This is a genomic window from Bacillus sp. CFBP9009, assembly GCF_036541465.1.
Lineage (GTDB): Bacteria > Bacillota > Bacilli > Bacillales > DSM-1321 > Peribacillus.
In genome coordinates this window covers 1-21,078 of the sequence record NZ_JAZHFU010000012.1, presented here as the reverse complement: position 1 = coordinate 21,078, position 21,078 = coordinate 1, and the positions used below count along the sequence as shown (strand labels likewise).

General features: G+C 39.5%; 19 protein-coding genes and 2 pseudogenes. 16 read left to right on the top strand and 5 right to left on the bottom strand.

Translation table 11 applies throughout. The features are described from left to right. Nucleotides 1-2: 2 nt before the first annotated feature. Entirely contained in the window at nucleotides 3-1,130 is a 1,128-nt protein-coding gene (yfkAB, locus tag V3595_RS21465) for a radical SAM/CxCxxxxC motif protein YfkAB (protein WP_101224875.1), read from the bottom strand. Nucleotides 1,131-1,280: 150 nt separating this feature from the next. Here yfkAB and V3595_RS21460 point away from each other — a divergent pair, with 150 nt between their 5' ends. Together V3595_RS21460 and V3595_RS21455 are read left to right on the top strand one after the other, a co-directional pair. Beyond that, on the top strand, nucleotides 1,281-1,466 hold the full coding sequence (locus V3595_RS21460; protein WP_101224874.1) for an SE1561 family protein: 186 nt from the start codon (nucleotides 1,281-1,283) through the stop codon (nucleotides 1,464-1,466). 288 nt (nucleotides 1,467-1,754) lie between these two features. Beyond that, nucleotides 1,755-3,323, top strand: a complete 1,569-nt coding sequence (locus V3595_RS21455; protein WP_133351834.1) for a fumarate hydratase — start codon at nucleotides 1,755-1,757, stop codon at nucleotides 3,321-3,323. A gap of 48 nt (nucleotides 3,324-3,371) precedes the next feature. On the opposite strand, the gene V3595_RS21450 is transcribed toward V3595_RS21455, so the two are convergent. Continuing rightward, nucleotides 3,372-3,509 carry a hypothetical protein gene (locus tag V3595_RS21450; RefSeq protein WP_170971547.1) on the bottom strand — a complete coding sequence of 46 codons (138 nt, stop codon included), beginning with the start codon at nucleotides 3,507-3,509 and terminating at the stop codon, nucleotides 3,372-3,374. A gap of 110 nt (nucleotides 3,510-3,619) precedes the next feature. Here V3595_RS21450 and V3595_RS21445 point away from each other — a divergent pair, with 110 nt between their 5' ends. From V3595_RS21445 to V3595_RS21420, 6 genes are all read left to right on the top strand, one after another. Then, entirely contained in the window at nucleotides 3,620-3,805 is a 186-nt protein-coding gene (locus tag V3595_RS21445) for a hypothetical protein (protein ID WP_485909413.1), read from the top strand. A gap of 234 nt (nucleotides 3,806-4,039) precedes the next feature. Next, nucleotides 4,040-4,825: a delta-lactam-biosynthetic de-N-acetylase gene (gene pdaA, locus V3595_RS21440; RefSeq protein ID WP_485909411.1), complete on the top strand. Its 786-nt coding sequence runs from the start codon at nucleotides 4,040-4,042 to the stop codon at nucleotides 4,823-4,825. A gap of 122 nt (nucleotides 4,826-4,947) precedes the next feature. Beyond that, on the top strand, nucleotides 4,948-5,832 hold the full coding sequence (locus V3595_RS21435) for a DNA-3-methyladenine glycosylase family protein (protein WP_485909409.1): 885 nt from the start codon (nucleotides 4,948-4,950) through the stop codon (nucleotides 5,830-5,832). Beyond that, a complete protein-coding gene (rlmD, locus tag V3595_RS21430; protein WP_485909407.1) occupies nucleotides 5,829-7,217 on the top strand; it encodes a 23S rRNA (uracil(1939)-C(5))-methyltransferase RlmD in 1,389 nt (462 codons plus the stop codon). The genes V3595_RS21435 and rlmD overlap by 4 nt, the downstream gene beginning before the upstream one ends. Nucleotides 7,218-7,712: 495 nt before the next feature. Beyond that, nucleotides 7,713-8,675, top strand: coding sequence for a tRNA dihydrouridine synthase (locus V3595_RS21425; protein ID WP_485909538.1), 963 nt, complete (start codon nucleotides 7,713-7,715; stop codon nucleotides 8,673-8,675). A 128-nt stretch (nucleotides 8,676-8,803) separates the two neighbouring features. Beyond that, nucleotides 8,804-9,331, top strand: coding sequence for a YehS family protein (locus tag V3595_RS21420; protein ID WP_485909405.1), 528 nt, complete (start codon nucleotides 8,804-8,806; stop codon nucleotides 9,329-9,331). 162 nt (nucleotides 9,332-9,493) lie between these two features. Here V3595_RS21420 and V3595_RS21415 read toward each other — a convergent pair. Next, a pseudogene (locus V3595_RS21415) lies at nucleotides 9,494-9,592 on the bottom strand (3-hydroxyacyl-CoA dehydrogenase); the annotation flags it as partial. On the opposite strand from V3595_RS21415, the pseudogene V3595_RS21410 reads away from it, so the two are divergent. Together V3595_RS21410 and V3595_RS21405 are read left to right on the top strand one after the other, a co-directional pair. Beyond that, nucleotides 9,592-9,979: pseudogene (locus tag V3595_RS21410) on the top strand (3-hydroxyacyl-CoA dehydrogenase NAD-binding domain-containing protein); the annotation flags it as partial. The pseudogenes V3595_RS21415 and V3595_RS21410 sit on opposite strands and share 1 nt — an antisense overlap. A gap of 479 nt (nucleotides 9,980-10,458) precedes the next feature. Continuing rightward, nucleotides 10,459-10,815, top strand: a complete 357-nt coding sequence (locus tag V3595_RS21405; protein WP_485909403.1) for a hypothetical protein — start codon at nucleotides 10,459-10,461, stop codon at nucleotides 10,813-10,815. Nucleotides 10,816-11,375: 560 nt separating this feature from the next. Here V3595_RS21405 and V3595_RS21400 read toward each other — a convergent pair. Then, a complete protein-coding gene (locus tag V3595_RS21400) occupies nucleotides 11,376-11,516 on the bottom strand; it encodes a hypothetical protein (protein ID WP_241589992.1) in 141 nt (46 codons plus the stop codon). Nucleotides 11,517-11,890: 374 nt separating this feature from the next. On the opposite strand from V3595_RS21400, the gene V3595_RS21395 reads away from it, so the two are divergent. The 6 genes from V3595_RS21395 to V3595_RS21370 all read left to right on the top strand — a co-directional run bounded on the left by V3595_RS21395 (nucleotide 11,891) and on the right by V3595_RS21370 (nucleotide 19,424). After that, nucleotides 11,891-13,081 (top strand): glycine C-acetyltransferase, encoded by a 1,191-nt coding sequence (locus V3595_RS21395; RefSeq protein ID WP_485909401.1) that lies wholly within the window; start codon nucleotides 11,891-11,893, stop codon nucleotides 13,079-13,081. 44 nt (nucleotides 13,082-13,125) lie between these two features. Then, a complete protein-coding gene (locus V3595_RS21390; protein WP_137017813.1) occupies nucleotides 13,126-14,085 on the top strand; it encodes an L-threonine 3-dehydrogenase in 960 nt (319 codons plus the stop codon). 330 nt (nucleotides 14,086-14,415) lie between these two features. Beyond that, a complete protein-coding gene (locus V3595_RS21385) occupies nucleotides 14,416-15,810 on the top strand; it encodes an amino acid permease (protein WP_402905987.1) in 1,395 nt (464 codons plus the stop codon). Nucleotides 15,811-15,988: 178 nt separating this feature from the next. Then, nucleotides 15,989-16,282, top strand: coding sequence for an RNA polymerase alpha subunit C-terminal domain-containing protein (locus V3595_RS21380; RefSeq protein WP_137024044.1), 294 nt, complete (start codon nucleotides 15,989-15,991; stop codon nucleotides 16,280-16,282). A gap of 96 nt (nucleotides 16,283-16,378) precedes the next feature. Next, entirely contained in the window at nucleotides 16,379-17,299 is a 921-nt protein-coding gene (coaA, locus tag V3595_RS21375; RefSeq protein WP_402905991.1) for a type I pantothenate kinase, read from the top strand. Between the two features lie 619 nt (nucleotides 17,300-17,918). Next, nucleotides 17,919-19,424: a malate:quinone oxidoreductase gene (locus tag V3595_RS21370; RefSeq protein WP_137017810.1), complete on the top strand. Its 1,506-nt coding sequence runs from the start codon at nucleotides 17,919-17,921 to the stop codon at nucleotides 19,422-19,424. A 360-nt stretch (nucleotides 19,425-19,784) separates the two neighbouring features. On the opposite strand, the gene V3595_RS21365 is transcribed toward V3595_RS21370, so the two are convergent. After that, nucleotides 19,785-20,837, bottom strand: a complete 1,053-nt coding sequence (locus V3595_RS21365) for a potassium channel family protein (protein ID WP_260356545.1) — start codon at nucleotides 20,835-20,837, stop codon at nucleotides 19,785-19,787. Between the last annotated feature and the right edge of the window lie 241 nt (nucleotides 20,838-21,078).

Here is a 21,078-nt window from a genome sequence, read left to right as displayed (position 1 = left end):
TTTCATATGGTTGACTTCCTGATCCTGAAGTCCTCCTTCGGGTAGTATGCATTTTTGACGAGAACATTCGGGCCTAGACATTTGACTGCCGGGCAGTGGCAATTCAATTCATTGGCCAGTTTCGAATTCATCCATGTTTCATAGGATTCGGTCAAGGGCTGGTCTTTGATATTCCCTAATGTAGGCGCGTCCCCGAAATCGGTCACGATCACTTCCCCGGTGAAAATATTGATGTTCAACCGGGAACGTCCATCAGGATCATTACGAACAGTCACTTTATGTGAACCATAAAGGCGTTGAAGCAGCTTTATATCCTCTTTACTGTTATTGCAAGGATAAAATGGCAGGGTACCGAAAAGCATCCAAACATTTTCATCACGGATATCAAGCAAATGATGAATCGCTTCACGCATTTTGTCCAATGATAAAGTTTCAAGTGCCGAAGCGAAATCGCTTGGATACATCGGATGAATTTCATGCCTTTGACATCCCATTTCATCGACGATCTGTCTGTGAATATGCTCAAGATGAGGCAATGTCCGTTTATTAAGCATCGTTTCTGCAGAAACCAGCACACCAGCCTTTGTCAGGGCCCGGGAATTTTCGATCATTTTATCAAATAATTTCTTTCGCTGTTCCCGAGATGGTTTTCGGTCCATCATGGCAAAGCCGATATCAATGAATTCATCGATTGTTCCCCAGTTATGGGAAATGTGCAGAACATCCAAATAAGGAATGATTTCCTCATACCGTTCCAGGTCAAGGGTCAAATTGGAATTGATTTGTGTCCGGACCCCGCGGCTACGGGCATATTTCAATAGAGGCAAAACATAATTCTTCACTTGTTTTCTTGAAAGCATCGGCTCCCCGCCAGTGATGCTGAGCGAGCGAAGCAAAGGGATCTCATCGAGGCGCTGAATCAGTAATTCCAGTGGCAGTGCATCCGGGTCCTTGGGCTGGAGTGTGTAACCGACGGCACAATGCTCACAACGCATATTGCAAAGGGTGGTTGTGGTGAACTCCACATTGGTAAGGCTGAGTTTTCCATATTGTTCAACGTCCATATATGCTTCCCAAGGGTCATACTTGGGTGTAATTGGTGTTAAAAGATCTTGCTTGATTATTGACATATTTAAAACTCCTTACGTAATAATGCACTAACCCATTATGAACAATGGGGACAAAAATTGTCAAATGGCAGAGAGCTGCATTTATAGCTTGCCATTGCACTTTCAAGCAGATTTCGTTACGATGAAAGAAGAACGGAAGGAGAGTGCCTCATGGGAAAATCCATTACAGGTAAAAACGAACAATTAACATACTTAAAAGAACGCCTCACGATGTTCATGGAAGTTCTTGATCATATCGAACCGGAAAATACGGAGTTGGAAGATATAGACCGTTTAATCGGCATGTTAGATGATTTGGAAGGCAAAGTGGAACAATTCAAAACCCGCGAAGACTAATATCTGTTTCGATAGTATGATTTTTTCAATGTTAATATTCATGAAGGGATGACGGGAAAACTGCGTCATCCTTTTTTGATGGAAATGATTGGTGATGAAATTTAACTCATGGGCTATTTCTGGCGCTTTGCTCATTTCTCTCCAAATTGCTTTTCATTATGAAAAATAATTACTTGTTTTCGAAAGATTATGTTAGATGTATAATAAAACGGGTGTTGTATCATTCGCTATTTATAGAGAAGCAGGGAAATGATTAAATTTAGGGGAAATAAGAGGGGGAAGAGAAATTTGGATATTCAAAAATTCCAAGAAAGTATGTACAGTCTTATCGTTGAAACTTCAACGAATCTTCCAAAGGATGTTCGTCGTGCGGTCAAAAGTGCAAAACAACGTGAAAATGCAGGTACTCGTTCTGCATTGAGCCTGACTACCATCACGAATAATATTACAATGGCTGACGACAATGTATCACCGATTTGTCAGGATACTGGTCTGCCGACTTTCAAAATAAAAACTCCAGTTGGCGTGAACCAACTTGAAATAAAAAAAGCAATCCGGAATGCGATCATTTTAGCGACAAAGGGCGGAAAACTTCGTCCAAACGCAGTTGACTCTTTATCGGGTGAAAATAGCGGGGATAACCTTGGGGAAGGTCTTCCTGTCATTAAATTCGATCAATGGGAAAAAGACTATATTGATGTTCGTCTCATCTTAAAAGGCGGCGGCTGTGAAAATAAAAACATCCAATACAGTCTGCCTATGGAGCTTGAAGGATTGGGAAAAGCGGGCCGTGATTTGGACGGAATCCGTAAATGTGTCCTTCACTCTGTCTACCAAGCACAAGGACAAGGCTGCAGTGCCGGCTTCATCGGCGTTGGTATCGGAGGAGACCGTTCATCCGGATATGATCTGGCTAAGGCTCAACTTTTCCGCAGTAATGAAGATGTGAATCCGAATGAAGACCTTCGTAAACTTGAAGATTACATCATGAAGACAGCTAATGAATTAGGAATCGGCACGATGGGCTTTGGCGGCGAAACTACACTGCTTGGATGTAAAATCGGTGTCATGCACCGTATTCCGGCAAGCTTTTTCGTATCCGTTGCTTACAACTGCTGGGCGTTCCGCCGTTTAGGAGTTAAAGTCAATCCTGAAACAGGCGAAATCAATGAGTGGTTATATCAAGAAGGGGAGAAAATCGACTTTGCTTTGGAAGCAGAAAAAGCAGCGAAGGATGAAGTGGCAGCCGCTGCAGAATCGGACGTTGAAGCTTCCCGTGAAATCACCCTGCAAGCACCAATCACGGAAGAACAAATCCGTGAATTAAAAGTTGGTGACGTAGTTCATATTAACGGCAGAATGTATACAGGCCGTGACGCCATCCACAAGCACTTATCTGAAAATCCTGCACCAATCGACCTAGATGGACAAATCATCTATCACTGTGGACCAGTTATGCTGAAGGATGAAGAAGGCAAATGGCATGTGAAGGCTGCCGGACCGACAACAAGTATTCGTGAAGAACCATACCAAGGCGATATCATGAAACGATTCGGCATCCGTGCAGTTATCGGTAAAGGCGGAATGGGACCAAAAACTTTGGAAGCACTTAGTGAACACGGCGGCGTTTATCTAAATGCAATCGGCGGGGCTGCTCAATATTATGCAGACTGCATCAAATCCGTCGAAGGTGTGAACTTCACTGAATTTGGTATTCCAGAAGCAATGTGGCATCTGAATGTTGAAGGATTCACTGCAGTAGTAACCATGGATTCACATGGAAACAGCCTGCATAAAGACGTTCAGCAATCTTCATTGGAAAAATTGGCACAATTCAAAGAACCTGTATTTAAATAAATGTATGGCAAAAGACGCTCACCAAACGGTGAGCGTCTTTTGCATAGCTTACTCTTCTATTTCCGGCAGTGGATCAATCCTTGATGCATCCTCTAAATTCAATCCACTTTTCACAAAATGAACAAACACTCCACCACTTAAACCAAGACAACCAACAAAGCCTAAAGTGATAACCCATTCCAGCATTTCATTCCCCCCCTGCTAAATGTATATGAAAAAAAGGCGAAAATTACCTCAGAAAAGTACAATCTTTTGGAAAGGTCGCACATACATTAGAAGAGAAAGGGGGGATTTTCATGCAGAATAACTACTTCTTATTCTTTATGGCCATGCTAACCGGTTTTGCTTTCATCAGACTTCCTGTGGCAAACACGATTTTCTCCGGACTTGAAACATTCCTTGACGTAATCGGAATTGTACTCGTTCTCATTTTCGCTATCGCCATTATTTGGAAGGCGGCACAAGCGTTATTTAAAGGATAAACAAAACATGGAGGGCCAATCCTTTTCGGAGGAGAGGCCCTTTTTTGCGTTGAATTATAGATACGAACTAACTAATTCGGCCTCCGGGGCGTTAATTTGATCCAGAGTGAAATTTATTCGACCCACGGGGCGAAAAATTCGACCTGCGGCGAGATCAATTCGACCTTCACATTATCATGCATATAAATCTCCATGTTTCAAACAATAAGAAAAAAGAACATGGGGGATATTCCAATGAAAAAAATGGTGATTTTATCCGCTTTTATTTGCTTGATATGCTCTTTGGCAAGCCCGGCTTTTGCAGAATCCTATAACTGGGGTTTCAATAAAGGAAAAAATGGGACACCTGCCGATGCCGGTAAAAAATTCAATGAAATGCTGCCTGAATATGAAGCGATTTATAAGGGGGATACAAAGAAAAAAGTCGTTTATTTAACATTTGATAACGGTTATGAAAATGGCTATACGGCCAAAATTTTAGATGTTATGAAGAAACATGGTGCTCCTGGAGCTTTTTTTGTCACGGGTCATTATTTAAAAACGGCACCTGAGCTTGTTGTCCGTATGGCTAATGAGGGGCATATCGTAGGAAACCATTCATGGAACCATCCGGATATGACCAGCGTGACGGACGATGTGATTCGCACGGAGCTTGAGCGGGTAAAAGAAGGAACGGAAAAATTAACGGGGCAAAAGGGAATGAACTATTTAAGGCCGCCTCGTGGGGTATTTAATGAGCGAACAATGAGAATCGCAAAAAAAGAAGGGTATTACCACATCTTCTGGTCACTGGCATATAGAGACTGGATTGTTGATCAACAAAAGGGTGCCGCGTTCGCACACGATGAAGTGCTTAAGCAGATTCATCCCGGTGCGATTTTATTGCTGCATACCGTATCGAAAGATAATGCGGAAGCATTGGACTCGATTCTGACGGATCTTGAAAAACAAGGGTACGCATTCGGTAGCCTTGATGATTTAATGATTGAGAAGCAGTTGCCGAACCGAATGCTTTATTAAAATGAGAAGCGGGTCCTGTAGAGATAATTCAGGTCCCGCTTTTATCCATTCTCCTCAATTTCAAGTAATATTTCAGGAAACATGCTATAATACGTGGAAAACTGCTAAAGGATGGATCGCTTGTGTGGACAGAAAAATTACAGGTTCAAGGACCCTATAATTTCGATCTAGTTCTCGAACGATTATCGTTAGACCCACTTCAGGTAGTTGATTTTACTAACAGGACGGTAAAAGTTCCGCTATATATAGAAAAAGAACCAATCGTTTTGCAGGTTCAGGCAATAGGAAATATCGATGAACCATCTTTTATCATCAAAGGTCATTCAGAGGAATACAAGTCAAAAGCAATCGAACGGTTAAAAAAGGTTTTTCATTGGCATCAGCCATTAGAAGGCGTTTCCCGGCATTTCCGGGAATCCGATTTGCGGGAAATCTTCGAAGAGCACCGCGGTACTGCCATAGTCTTGGACTTCGATTACTACAGTTGCCTCGTCAAATGCATCATACATCAGCAATTGAACTTATCCTTTGCCCATACGCTTACGGAACGATTCGTTAAAACCTTCGGCTACCAGATGGAAGGTGCCTGGTTTTATCCGACGCCGGATACAACCGCCCAACTTAAAATCGAGCAATTGAGAGCCATTCAATTCAGCGGCCGGAAAGCGGAATACGTCATCGGACTTTCCGAGCAGATCATTCAGGGCCATCTCAACCTTGATATAATGGAAAAGCTATCCGATCAAGATGTTATGGATATACTAATAAAAATACGCGGTATCGGTAGATGGACGGCTGAAAACTTCCTGCTTTTTGGACTTGGCCGGCCGAACCTATTTCCTAAAGCCGATATTGGCATTCAAAATGCCTTGAAAATATTATATGGCTTACCGCAAAAGCCAACCCAAGAAGAAATGGAGACCTATAGTGATAAATGGGCTCCATATCTAAGCTACGCTTCCCTCTATTTGTGGAGAAGCATTGAAAAACGGAGTGAAAAGAAATGACAAACATTCAAGATACAAAACTGGAAGTGAACCAAACCCTTCCCCTTACGATTAAACGGCTTGGCATTAATGGAGAGGGAGTCGGTTATTTCAAAAAGAAAGTCGTCTTCGTCCCAGGAGCATTGCCTGGTGAAGAAATTGTAGCTTTGGTCACAAAGGTACAGCCAAACTTCACCGAGGCGAAAATAAAAACCATCCGTAAAGAATCACCGCATCGCATTGCAGCGCCATGTCCGGTATACGCTGAATGCGGCGGATGTCAGTTACAGCATTTAAGCTATGACCAACAGCTTATCGAAAAGCGCGATATCATCATTCAAGCGATGGAACGCCATTCGAAATTCCCAGTTTCTTCATTAAACGTAAAAGAAACGATTGGTATGGAAGATCCTTGGAATTACCGCAATAAAAGTCAGTACCAAGTCGGCCAAAAAGATGGTAAATTGATTGCTGGCCTTTACGGCTTGAATTCCCATAATCTGATCGATATCCCGAATTGCCTTGTACAGCATAAGGCAACAAATAAGGTAACACGTACAGTGAAAAAGATACTAAAGAACCTGAACATCTCGATATATAACGAAAGAAAAAGAAAAGGTGTTATTCGTACCGTCATTACACGGGTAGGCTTTGAAACAGGTGAAGTGCAGGTTGTCCTTGTTACAGGTGCGGAGGAAATTCCACAAAAAGATCAGTTGCTAAAACAAATTCGAGACCAATTGCCAGAAGTGAAATCGGTCGTTCAAAACATCAACAACCGGAACACATCACTGATCTTTGGCGAAAAAACGATTCACCTGGCAGGCGAAAAAGTCATCAACGAAACATTGGGTGACCTATCATACGAACTATCAGCCCGTACATTCTTCCAGCTTAACCCCGTTCAAACTGTTCGCTTATATGATGAAGTGAAAAAAGCGGCAGCCTTAACCGGCACGGAAAAAGTGGTTGACGCTTATTGCGGTGTAGGAACCATTGGGCTATGGCTGTCTGAAAATGCCAAGGAAGTCAGAGGAATGGACGTCATTAAAGAATCCATCGAGGACGCCAAGAAAAATGCCAAAAAACATAAACGCGACAATGTATACTATGAAACAGGCAAGGCCGAGAATATCCTTCCACGCTGGACCAAAGAAGGCTGGAAACCGGACGTACTTGTCGTCGACCCGCCAAGATCCGGCTGTGACCAATCATTACTGCAGACAATCTTGAAAGTAAAACCGAAAACCATAGTGTACGTATCATGCAACCCTTCCACATTGGCGAAGGACTTACAAGAACTGGGCACTTCTTATCGCGTTGAGTCCATACAGCCTGTGGACATGTTCCCGCAGACGAGCCATGTAGAGTGTGTCTCGCAACTCATTTTAAAAGAAGGCAAATAACGAATCGCTAGTTGCCGTTGTATAGAGTTTTTACACTACTTGTAAAGGGTTAATGAAGGTGTATTGGATATGAATTTCACCATATATGACACACTTTCACCCTACGGTTGGCATGATGTAAATGGATAAATATATTGGAATCACGTATTGATTATAAGGGAATAAAATACTGATTTTCTGAGAACATGTTTTTATTAAAACATGTTCTCCTATTTTTTATTCTTCTTCATAATGTAATTCTGGTGGGTTTGAGCTATAAATGCGTTTTGGGTATTCAAGTCCGCCGTCAATTCCATTCAGGACCGATTTTCGTTAAATAAACATTGCCGATTTTCACAATAGTTTTTCACAAATTATAAATGTCCAAAATGTACTTGTGTTTGATAATGAGTTATTAAGCATGATATAAGTGTAAAAGAAGTGGAACATTGGGCTTTTATATTTTTTGACCGAGAGTTTGAAGTTGTATCCATAGTGAGAGGATTTGAGTTTGAAATGATAGATAATTTTTGGCGTGATTTACCACGGCCATTTTTTGTACTTGCACCAATGGAAGATGTGACAGATGTTGTTTTTCGTCACGTAGTAAGTGAAGCTGGTCGACCGGATGTATTTTTCACAGAGTTTACAAACTCGGATAGCTATTGTCATCCAGAGGGCATGAAAAGTGTGCGTGGCCGTTTGACTTTTACAGAAGATGAACAGCCAATGGTGGCACATATTTGGGGGGATAATCCCGAATATTTCCGTCAAATGAGTATTGGCATGGCAGAGCTGGGATTTAAAGGCATCGATATTAATATGGGCTGCCCTGTACCGAATGTGGCATCGAGAGGGAAAGGTAGTGGCCTTATTCTGCTTCCAGACGTTGCAGCAGAACTTATTCAAGCAGCAAAAGCGGGCGGACTGCCTGTCAGCGTGAAAACACGACTTGGCTATAATGATGTAAATGAGTGGGAGGAGTGGCTGACGCATATTTTAAAACAGGATATTGCGAACCTTTCCATTCATTTGCGTACAAGAAAGGAAATGAGCCAAGTAGATGCGCATTGGGAGCTAATTCCGGAAATCAAAAAATTACGTGACCGTATCGCACCTAATACGCTACTAACAATCAATGGAGACATTCCTGATCGTCAAACTGGGATGCAGCTTGCTGAACAATATGGTATTGATGGCGTTATGATCGGGCGAGGTATTTTTAAAAATCCTTTTGCTTTTGAAAAAGAGCCAAAAGAGCATAGCAGTAAAGAATACCTTGATCTTTTAAGACTGCAGCTTGATCTTCAAGATCAATACGCGGAAGAAGTGCCACGTTCAATCACAGGGCTTCATCGCTTTTTCAAAATTTATGTCAAAGGATTCCGTGGAGCTGGTGAATTAAGAAATCAATTGATGAACACGAAATCAACAGATGAAGTACGTGCATTGCTTGATAACTTTGGAAAAGAAGGTTGATGGGAGCAATAAGCAGAGTGATCCGGGAATCTGTAAAAGGTTCTCGGATTTTAACCTGCGTTTATTTCCATCCATTTGTGAAATAATGAAAGTACTGTGAATAGAGAAAATACATAGGAGGTTTTTGGATGCATAATCATGATATATTAATTCGATTAAGATATGCGCTTGATATTAAAAATAAAGATATGGTAGAGATATTTAAACTCGGGGAGATCGAAGTGACAATGGAAGAAGTCATGCAGATGCTCACAAAACCAAAAGATGATTATTATGATGAATATGAAGAATATGATGATATGGATGAAGAGGAAGATGGGATAACCTGCAATAACATGATGTTAGAGTCCTTTTTAAATGGTTTGATCATTTTTAAAAGAGGGAGACAAGAGCCAAAACCTGGTCAGCCTCAAAGTCAGGCACCGGCTGTAAAGAATAAGGAAAGTGTGAATAATATCCTTCTGAAGAAACTGAAAATAGCATTATCATTAACCAGTGAGGATATGATTGATATTTTGGAAGAAGCAGGAGTCGTGATAACCAAAGGGGAATTAAGCGCTATACTAAGAAAAGTGGGTCATAGGAATTATAAAGAGTGCGGAGATCGCTACGCGAGGAATTTCTTAAAAGGATTAACTTTGAGATATAGGGGATAACACTGTATCATGCCCATTATGAATCAGACCATGAAATCGTGAAAAATACTTTTCACAATTTCATGGTCTTTTTTTTATGATGTTATTGAAGGGATAGAAAGTGCGAAATAGTAAAAAAACAGAAGGGACCCTCAAGGCACCTTCTGAATCATTAACCTTCCCTTTTAAAAAGTCTGGCTTTGCAAAATTCGGGTTGGGATATTTATAGAAGCCTTCTCCTGCTTCTCTTCCGATTTTCCCTTTATCGATATACTCTGTTTTCTTCTACATTATTACCAAGCCAATTTGCCGAAGCAACAGGCCGTCCAAAAAAATTCCTCGCTTTGCACTTCGCTAATGAAATCTGGAAAAACAATACGGCAGAAATCATGAAGCATCCTGGAACGGATAGTGAAGTGTTCGATGAAATGATTGATTTTTTGCAAAAGCGATTGGAATGGTTCCTCTGCCTTTACATAAAGAGCAGCCAGGCTATATTCTGAATTCCTTATTGAGTGGCTGATACGGAAACCATCGATAAAATGTGGATGGTCGCAACAGGGGCACCTCTTGGTCCTTTCGCTATATTGGACGTGGTAGGAATCAATACCGCTTATTGCAAAAGCGAAAGCGACAGGTGATCCAGAGGTTGAAAAGCTGGCTAGCTTAACATTTTGAAAAGGTTAAAGATCAATTTTCCAATTCTACAGCTATAATTGGGTCGGGAATGAATCCAGGGGTGGTCCAATGGATGGCCATTGAGCTGTTAAAGAGTGATTCAGAGGAACGAACGCTTGGCTGTTACATTGTAGAGCATGACAATTAGTTTTTTAAGGACAAATCGAAGGCAAAGAATGACGTCATTTACACAACCTGGTCTCCCGAATGCTTTTTGGATGAGGCTATTTCAAGCTATCCAATGTTTATGAATCACCATACACCGCTCTTTTTATATGAAAATGTTTATGATGTCGAATTTAAGGTCACATTAGGGGACAAACAGTTTTACGGTTGTTTAATGCCTCATGAGGAAGTATATACTTTAGGTAAATTGTAATGGAAGGCGGCTTTTTATATAAGGTAAATGACCATACGACAGAGTTAATCCGCTCGAATCTGGATGGGCCGATCAATTATGGAACCATGACATGAAGGTTCTCGATCCGCTTGAAGCCGAACTTGACGGGGAAGATCTAGTTGGTGTCCTTATTGTTTATCAAGATAAGGAGCGTTATATGTATAATACATTAAAGAATCGCGATATCTTTTCCAAATACAAAACCAATGCAACATACTTTCAATTGGCCTGCGGGATATGTGCTTCATTATCAGTGCTGCTAATGGATCAAATCCCCAAAGAGGTATACTATATGGATGAGTTATTGTTAAATACCAATAATCATTACGGTCAATATTTGACCTATTATATGACGAGTTTTGTAATTGGGGAAAACAATCATTCAGATGGACCTTTACTTCACAGAATGAAAAAGATGAATCAATAATGTGAATTTTAAGTCGGCATCAATGAAGGGAGCTGGCTTAAATTTTCAACTATATAAAGTTGTGCACAAGGTGGGGGAAAGGAAAAAGGGAAAATCCTTATTCTTCAAATTTCCCTTCTGAATGTGCATAACTTTTTTGTTTTTTTGATCTTCTTTTTACGTGAACGTTACGGCAATACCCGGAGCTGATCAGCAGCTCTTTTTTTATTGTTGTAATGGACTTTAGCGTCCATTAGTACAATGTAAAACAGACAAAAAAGAGGATTAGTAATCCCCTTGCAGACTATAGACAATTTCATTTTTTTCTTGAAAAAAGTTCCAGATCGATTTAAGAAATTCGCTCCCTTTCCGCCGACTGTCTGCCAAGCCGCATCTGGAAGGGGTGTCGCAAATTTTTTCCATCCAGTGAGTTTTCGTCTCATTTAAAACAGTAAAAAATAATGGAGTATAACCAAGTATTGTTTTAAAAATATGGTGAAAATCACTTCGGTAAAATAGTGGAAGGGATTCGGCAGGAGACCATTCCGGACTCCCTTTTTCGACAAACTGAAAGAGGATAATCAATCCCCTTGGTTGTCTTCATTTGTTTGTTCATCAGATTTTTGGACGATTTCTTTTAATTCACCAATGTCACCTTTTGCATTGATAATCTCAAAAATCTCATTTAAGCCTTCTGAGGTTTTTTCATCTTCCGTTTTCATTATAACCCTCCTTAATTAGGTTAATGGTTAAGGTCTCCAAAAAACCAGTAGATAAAACATCGGTTACCTTGGAAAATTGATGAAATTCTCTTTGTGTTTCTATTGATATAAACGCATTTTAGGCGAATGCTGATTGTAAAAACTACAAAAATTCAAATTTTTTTGTCCACACAATATGGACAACATTAAAATTATCAATTATTATGATTGTAATAACACTTAGTATAAAGGGATTTACGTTAATGTTGGGTGTGTTTCTGGAGAAGACACGTGTATTTTTGGAAAAAAGGGAAAAAATACAATGTTTTTTAAATAGGGGTAAAACATATAAAGATCCTGCATTTATTCCAACCATCAATGAGGGGGTATGTTAAATGTCAAGTGAAATATTAAATAAATTTTTGAAAGAAAATTTGGAAGATTTAAAAGAAAAGGGGCTTTACAACGTTATTGATCCGGTGGAAGGTCCAAACGGTCCTGTAATCACCATTGCAGGCAGAGAGCTAATTAATTTATCATCCAATAATTATTTAGGTTTAGCAACAGATAGACGATTAATAGAGGCTTGCATAGAAGCGACGAAAACATATGGTGTCGGTGCCGGTGCCGTTCGTACGATCAACGGAACGTTAGACATTCATGTCAAATTAGAAGAAAAGCTTGCCGAGTTCAAACATACAGAAGCAGCCATTGCTTATCAATCTGGATTTAACTGTAATATGGCAGCGATTTCAGGAGTGATGGATAAACACGATGCCATTCTTTCAGATGAACTGAATCATGCTTCAATCATTGATGGTTGCCGATTATCCAAGGCGAAAATTATTCCTTTTATCCATTCCGACATGGACGATTTACGGGCAAAAGCACGTCAAGCAAAGGAGTCCGGATTGTATAACAAGATCATGATTATTACCGATGGAGTTTTCTCGATGGATGGGGATATTGCCAAACTTCCTGAAATTGTGAAGATTGCTGAAGAGTTCGATTTAATTACGTATGTTGATGATGCGCATGGTTCGGGTGTATTAGGTAATGGTGCAGGAACGGTAAAACATTTTGGATTATCGGATAAAGTGGATTTCCAAATTGGAACATTATCCAAAGCCATTGGTGTTGTTGGAGGCTATGTAGCAGGAAAGAAAGATTTGATTGATTGGTTAAAAGTGAGAAGCCGTCCATTTTTATTTTCAACGGCTGCCACACCGGGAGCAGTTGCAGCTAGTATAGAAGCCATCGATATTTTGATGAATAGCTCAGAACTTCAAAATAAGCTGTGGGAAAACAGCGATTATTTGAAAAAAGGCCTAAAAGAATTAGGGTTTGATATCGGGGAGAGCGAAACACCGATTACACCTTGCATTATAGGCGATGAAGCAAAAACGCAGCAATTCAGCAAGAGGCTGAATGAAGAAGGTGTGTATGCCAAATCCATCGTATTCCCTACCGTTCCAAAGGGTACAGGAAGAGTGAGGAATATGCCTACTGCTGCTCATACAAAAGAGATGCTGGATCGTGCAATTGCCATTTATGAAAAAGTAGGAAAAGAGATGTCGATCATATAAGAGATTGCTTGTTTCAGAGTTTAAAACATGGGGAGGGATTTTTGATGAAAAAGGTCTTGGTAACGGGGGCTTTAGGTCAAATTGGTTCAGAATTGACGCTGAAAATGAGAGAGATTTATGGAGCTGACAATATCATTGCAACAGATATTCGAAAAACGGACAGCGATGTTGCTCAATCAGGTCCATTTGAGATATTGGATGTTACGGATGAAAAAGCGATGTATAACATGGCAAAAAAACATGAAGTGGATACGATTATACATTTAGCCGCTTTATTGTCGGCAACAGCTGAAAAGAAGCCGCTTTTAGCTTGGCATTTAAACATGGGCGGATTGGTCAATGCTTTGGAATCTGCACGAGAACTCGATTGCCAATTATTTACACCTAGTTCCATTGGTGCCTTTGGTCCAACCACTCCTAAAGATTGGACACCGCAAGACATCATTCAACGGCCGAACACGATGTACGGCGTGAACAAAGTATCCGGAGAGTTATTATGTGATTATTATCATCATAAATTTGGGGTTGATACGAGAGGTCTTCGATTCCCGGGACTGATTTCGTATGTGACACCTCCTGGCGGCGGAACTACCGACTATGCAGTTGAAATTTACTATGAAGCGATTAAAAACAAGCGATATACTTCTTACATTGATAAGGGAACGTATATGGATATGATGTATATGCCGGACGCTTTAGCAGCCATCATTACATTAATGGAGGCAGATGCCTCAAAATTGAAACATCGGAATTCTTTCAATGTTTCTGCCATGAGCTTTGATCCGGAGCAAATTGCAGCCGAAATTAAAAAGCATATTCCGGAATTTGTCATGAATTATGAAGTCGATCCTGTAAGACAATCCATTGCAGACAGTTGGCCAAATACAATTGATTCAACTTGTGCGAAGGAAGAGTGGGGATTCAAGGCGGAATATGATTTGGAGAAAATGACGAATGATATGTTGTTAAAGCTGAGATTAAAGTCCCTTTTAGTAACAGCATAATAAACCTGCCAGCCGAATAAAAGAGTTGCAATACTCTTTTATTCGGGTTACTTTATACAGGGGAATTTTAATGTTTAAGGGGTGAGCTGTTATAAACGATAAAAAGTAAGCGCTTTCTATGAAACCTTGAACAGAATTAAGAAATAATATGAAATTTGATAGTAATCTTTCTAACTGTCAGGAATGCTTAAGAGTGAAGAATGATTTTATGGGGCAGCTTTAAGAAAGATTAAAAAAAGTGGAGCCTGCTATATCATTTCTATACTAAATAGGGAGTGTATTAAGCATCTTGAAAAAATTTCGACTATTAGTAGTGTAGGGGGAAATGGAATGGCAAACAAAGATTTGAATAGGGAGTTGAAAGGTCGTCATATTCAGATGATCGCTTTGGGCGGAACGATTGGTGTCGGTTTATTTATGGGTTCAGCCAGCACGATCCAATGGACAGGCCCGTCTGTAATGTTAGCTTATGCGATTTCTGGGCTTTTTATATTCTTGATCATGCGCGCAATGGGGGAAATGTTGTATTTGGAGCCAAGTACAGGTTCATTTGCAACATTTGGTTATAAGTACATTCATCCATTGGCTGGGTATATGACAGCATGGAGTAACTGGTTCCAGTGGGTTATTGTCGGGATGGCAGAAATTATTGCAGTGGGGACGTACATGCAGTATTGGTTCCCTGATCTCCCTGCTTGGATTCCAGGTTTAATCGCAATGGTGATTCTTGGAGCAGCGAACTTAATTTCCGTTAAATCCTTTGGGGAAATTGAATTTTGGTTTGCATTAATTAAAATCGTGACAATCATTTTAATGATCGTTGCAGGATTTGGACTTATCTTCTTTGGAATCGGTAACGGAGGGGAAGCCTTAGGATTATCGAATCTTTGGGAGCATGGCGGTTTATTTACAGGTGGCTGGAAGGGCTTCTTCTTTGCTCTTTCACTGGTGGTTGCCGCTTATCAAGGTGTAGAATTAATTGGGATTACAGCTGGTGAAGCAAAAGATCCGCAAGAAACGATAACGAAAGCGATTCAAAGTACCATTTGGCGTATTTTAATCTTCTATATCGGTGCGATTTTCATTATTGTAACCGTTTACCCTTGGGATCAATTAAGCGCGATTGGCAGTCCATTTGTTGCGACTTTTGCGAAGGTTGGTATCACGGCAGCAGCTGGAATCATTAATTTTGTCGTAATCACGGCTGCTATGTCTGGCTGCAATAGTGGTATTTACAGTGCTGGACGCATGCTTTACACATTAGGGATGAATGGACAAGCACCAAAATTCTTTGCTAAAGTATCTAATAGCGGTGTTCCTTTATTCGGTACGTTCGGAGTGATAGTCGGGTTAGCAATTGGGGTTGTTTTAAGTTATATTGCACCAGAAAATTTATTTGTACATGTATACAGTGCGAGTGTGCTTCCTGGAATGATTCCATGGTTTGTCATTCTGATCAGTCAAATTAAATTCAGGAAAATCAAAAAAGCTGAAATGCACAATCATCCATTCAAGATGCCTTTTGCACCTGTTACAAACTACCTGACCATCGCTTTCTTGGTCATGGTATTAATCGGTATGTGGTTTAATGATGACACACGTATATCACTTATGGTTGGAATAGGTTTTCTGGCTATCGTTGTAATTAGTTATTTCGCTTTTGGAATAGACAAGCGTGTACAAGCCAATGCTCAGGCAGAGGCTCAGGAAGATAAAGTGGGTTAATCTATCATTCACTTTGGGTTTTACAAAGGGTTGCTGCGGCAGCCCTTTTCCAATGAATTAAAAGGGCAGTTCAGTTTTAACAAGAGATGATAAAATGGAATAAAATGATTGATTCATTGTGAAGGGTGAACTTTTTATGTTTGGACTTAAAAAATCATAAGAAAAGGGGAAGTTGACAATGACAACTTCAAAGAAGAATTTGAGGACTTGCGAAAAGGGACACAAATACTATAAATCCAGCGACTGTCCGACCTGCCCTGTATGTGAGCAGGAACGAAAACCTGACACCGGATTTCTTTCAGTGCTCTCGGCACCTGCCAGACGTGCATTGGAATACAATGGGGTAACCTCTTTACAACAGCTCTCAACATATAGTGAAAAAGAGATTTTGAAATTTCACGGTATGGGACCAGCTTCTTTACCTAAACTTAGGGCTGCTTTGGAGACAGGCGGGTTATCATTCAAAGATTAATCACTTTACGTGGATAAGGAATCATGAACATCTTTTTTATGATCATCATCCTTGTTAAACTGATAGTAACTCTAAAAAGTGAGGTAACGAAAAATCATGAGTTCCTATACTCCCTATTTTGAATTCAATCGAGAAAAGTGGGCATCTCTGCGAAACCATACTCCTCTTCCTTTAACTGAAGAAGAATTGGATAACTTAAAAGGAATAAATGAAGAAATATCCATTGTGGAAGTAGAAGAGGTTTATTTGCCCTTGACTCGTTTGATCAATTTACATGTTGAAGCATCTCAGCAGCTTAACACAGCCACCACTTCATTTCTAAAAACTGATGCTAAAAAAGTACCTTATATCATTGGGATTGCTGGGAGTGTTGCTGTAGGAAAGAGTACGACAGCAAGGTTGCTTCAGACTTTATTATCTAGATGGGATAATCACAGAAACGTAGGTCTTGTAACTACCGACGGTTTTTTGTACCCAAATGATCTTTTAGAAGAAAAAGGACTCATGAAAAGAAAAGGGTTTCCTGAAAGTTATGATACTCAAAAATTAATTAATCTTATCGGAGATGTAAAAGCAGGAAAAAATAAAGTGGAAGTTCCAATCTACTCACATTTGAAGTATGACATTTTGCCAAATGAAGTGCAGACTATCTGTAATCCGGATATTTTAATAGTGGAAGGTGTTAATGTTCTTCAAGTTGACAAGGAAAACCAAGTATTCGTCAGTGACTTTTTTGATTTCTCACTCTATGTAGATGCAGACGTAAACGACATAGAACGATGGTATGTTGAAAGGTTTCTTTTACTTCAAAAGACCGCATTTCAAAGTCCTGAATCCTATTTTCACCGTTATATTAACTTGTCTAAGGAACAGGCCATTAAACAAGCGACTCAAATTTGGGAAGAAATTAATTTGAAAAATTTACATGAAAATATACTGCCGACTAAAGGACGGGCAAAACTCGTCTTGAAAAAAGGATCAGAACACAAAGTTGAAAATATCTTTTTGCGAAAATAATAAAATGAATGTAAGGATTGTGTATTAGAATAATATTTTTTGGTAATAGCAATAAAGTAAGGAATTTTATTTATAAGGGGCTATGCAATAAGTCTTAAAATTAGCAATATTATCAATGATCTTACCTTATATTGGTTTAATTATCAGTAATTATTGGTATTGTTATAATATCTAATAATTGGGTGAAATTTATTATACAAGTTAAAAAGGTAGGAGTTTAACAGTTTCAGGAAGGTCCTTATTTTTTAGGGAAATGGTTACAGATCCTTCTAATTTCACTTCTGATTTTGTCAATAAATGTGTATTTTCATCGCTTTTTCCGATGTGTCAATATTATTTCACTAACAGTTTCTTCCTTTAATAAGGGGAAGTTGCTGAAGAAATCTTTTAATGCGACTATCGGGGCGGATAAGTTTAAGCTAATTTCTTCACAAAATCAATATTTTAACAAAAAAAGTAATAGTAGAATATTTTAATCTATGAAATAATAATAATAGACTATGATATAGTTATAAGGAGACAGAAAAGGTGTGTTCCTTGTTCGTGCCTGGCTTTTTGTGACACCTAAGCAGGAGCGCCTACATCTTTTTTGAAAATATAGGGGATAAGGAAGGTTATAATGAGCAACATACAGAAACAAACAGACGTTATCTTAATTGGCGGCGGAGTCATGAGCGCGACTTTGGGATCATTACTGAAAGAGTTAGCACCGGAATGGGAAATCAAAGTATTTGAGAAGCTTGCAAACGCAGGAGAAGAAAGCTCTAACGAATGGAATAATGCGGGTACGGGTCATTCTGCACTGTGCGAGCTTAACTATACATCCGAAAAATCTGACGGATCTATAGATATAAGCAAAGCAATTAAAATTAATGAACAGTTCCAAGTTTCATTGCAGTTTTGGTCGTATCTTGTAAACTGTAAGCTGATTGATAATCCGCAAGACTTTATCATGCCATTGCCTCATATGAGTATGGTACAAGGGGATAAAAATGTAGCGTTCTTAAAGAAACGTTTTGAAGCGCTGTCAAAAAATCCTCTGTTCCAAGGTATGGAGTTTTCCGATGACCCAGCAAAACTGATGGAATGGATTCCACTTATTATGCAAGACCGTCCATCAAATGATTCTATAGCGGCAACAAAAATTGATTACGGTACTGACGTTAACTTTGGTGCTTTGACACGCATGTTGTTTGACCACTTAAAGACTAAAAACGTCGATATCAAATATAAACATAGTGTTGATAATGTTAAACGGGCTAGCGATGGCACATGGGAATTAAAAGTGCGTAATGTCGATACTGGCAGCGTAGAACGCCATAATGCTAAATTCGTCTTTATCGGAGGCGGGGGCGGAAGCTTGCATTTGCTGCAAAAATCCGGTATTCCTGAAGGGAAGCATATCGGCGGATTCCCAGTTAGCGGATACTTCATGGTATGTAATAATCCGGAAGTTGTTGCGCAGCATCATGGAAAAGTATACGGAAAAGCTAAAGTTGGTGCTCCACCAATGTCTGTTCCGCATCTTGATACACGTTTTATCGACAATAAAAAATCGTTGCTTTTTGGACCATTTGCGGGCTTCTCTCCGAAGTTCTTAAAAACAGGTTCAATGTTCGATTTAATAACTTCCGTAAAACCGAATAATGTTTTAACTATGTTGGCGGCAGGCGCGAAAGAGATGCCATTGACAAAATACCTGATCCAGCAAGTTATGTTATCGAAGGAACAGCGCATGGAAGAGTTACGAGAGTTCATCCCGAACGCTAAGAGTGAGGATTGGGATTTAGTAGTAGCTGGCCAACGTGTACAAGTTATCAAAGATACTGCTGAAGGCGGCAAAGGTACACTTCAATTTGGTACGGAAGTTGTCAGTGCATCCGATGGCTCGATTGCAGCATTGCTAGGTGCTTCTCCAGGGGCTTCTACTGCTGTTCATGTTATGCTTGAGGTAATTAATAAATGCTTCCCGCAACGTATGAAAGAGTGGGAACCGAAAATTAAAGAAATGATTCCTTCTTATGGAGAGTCACTAATGGAAAATACAGAGCTTCTGCACGAAATTCAAACTTCAACATCAGAGACGCTTGGTCTAAGCAAAAAAAAAGAGCTAGTTTATAGTTAATTTTTGGATACTGAAGCAATATTGAAATTAAAAACAACAGAACCTTTAATCTATCATTGATTGAAGGTTCTTTTTTTGTTTTAAAGCCTATTCAATTAATGATGCTTATTTGTAGGCAAACTCGAAGAAAATTGAGTTTATGGCTTGTACAATTTGGACGTTGATTGGAACGAGAGCACTCGCTTTCCGCGGGCGGTCCGGGAGCCTCCTCGGCTTGCGCCTGCGGGGTCTCCCCTAGAAGCGCTTTTCTAAGCAGGAGTCTACCTTCCGTTCCAATCAACTTAGTTTTAACTTTTAGATAGAACCCTTTTGTCTACAAACTGAGGGATGCTATTATAGCATCCCTAAAGATTTCTGCTTCTAATGTATTTTTGAATTTATTTGGGAAATGGTTTCTTTATCGCAAATAATGAAAAGCTGTGCATCATCAGGAATTCGTGCATCTAATTTTTGGTTTATGTTAAGATCGCCACGATCTGCTACCAGTGTGGCTCCTTTGTTAAGAAGATCTATAAACGCATCACGATAGGTTAGCCATTCATCTTGTTTAGGAATCTCATACATAGTTTCTTCATATTTTGTGCTCATAAGTTCTGAATACATGTGGGTGACTCCATGAGAAAATAATGATCGTACTGCTGCGTGGGAGATCATTTCTTGCGTAGGAATGAACTCATCCACCTTTACACGCTCGAATAAACGAATATGCTTTTGATTGATCACCTCGGCTGTGACATGAATGGACGTATTCGTTTTTTCTTCAATGGCCGTTATGGCAGTGGCAACTAATAATGTCTTTCCATCGACAAGTAACGGATCCTTTGTAGCATAATTATCTTGTGTTATTTGGTCAGCAAAAATGATAACGCCTTTTGCTTTAGGCAGATTTGCGCGGAGTAATGTTTCTTCATCGGTGGCATCCCCGCGAACATAAAACAGACGCTCCTCCATCATAGGAGCTTTTTCCAAGTTATCAATGATTACAATATCAATGGTTTCATCAGATTTAAAAATTTCTTGGAGTGCAGATTTTGACTTATCACTCCAACCAATCAAAATGATATGATTTTTACCTGTATATTTCATTTTTCCACCAACTTTACGTTTTTCGATAAGATATACAGATTTAATGATTTTTCCAATAAAAAGACTAACAAGCCCAATACCCGTGATGTAAAGACCAATGGTAAATGCTTTTCCAAGATCGGTGACCGGTGCATAGTCCCCAAAACCAACCGTAGCAAGCGTTGTAAGAACCCAGTAAACTGAGGTTAAATATGATTCGAACGTCTGTGGTTCTATAGAAAAAGCAACATACGCAGCAACTAATATGTATAAAATGGCAAATGGTATAAAGATTCTACCTCTTAATTTAATCAGGTAATATATTATTTTTTTTACCTTAATTCTCATCATACCCATCCTAGTTTTCAAGTCATCATCGATTAAATTTATATTTCCCCAATTTAACAATTAAATAAACGTAAGTGTAAAAAAACTATTTTTTACCCAAGTAGGGAGTAAGAAGCAAAAGAGAACTGTTTAAAATAACGTTCTGAAGTGAACCCAAAAAGTTAGACACTTTATTTACTAGGCAGCCTTGAGGGCATGAACCCGGTAATCTACCGGGCTCATGCCTTTTAATTTTACCTTG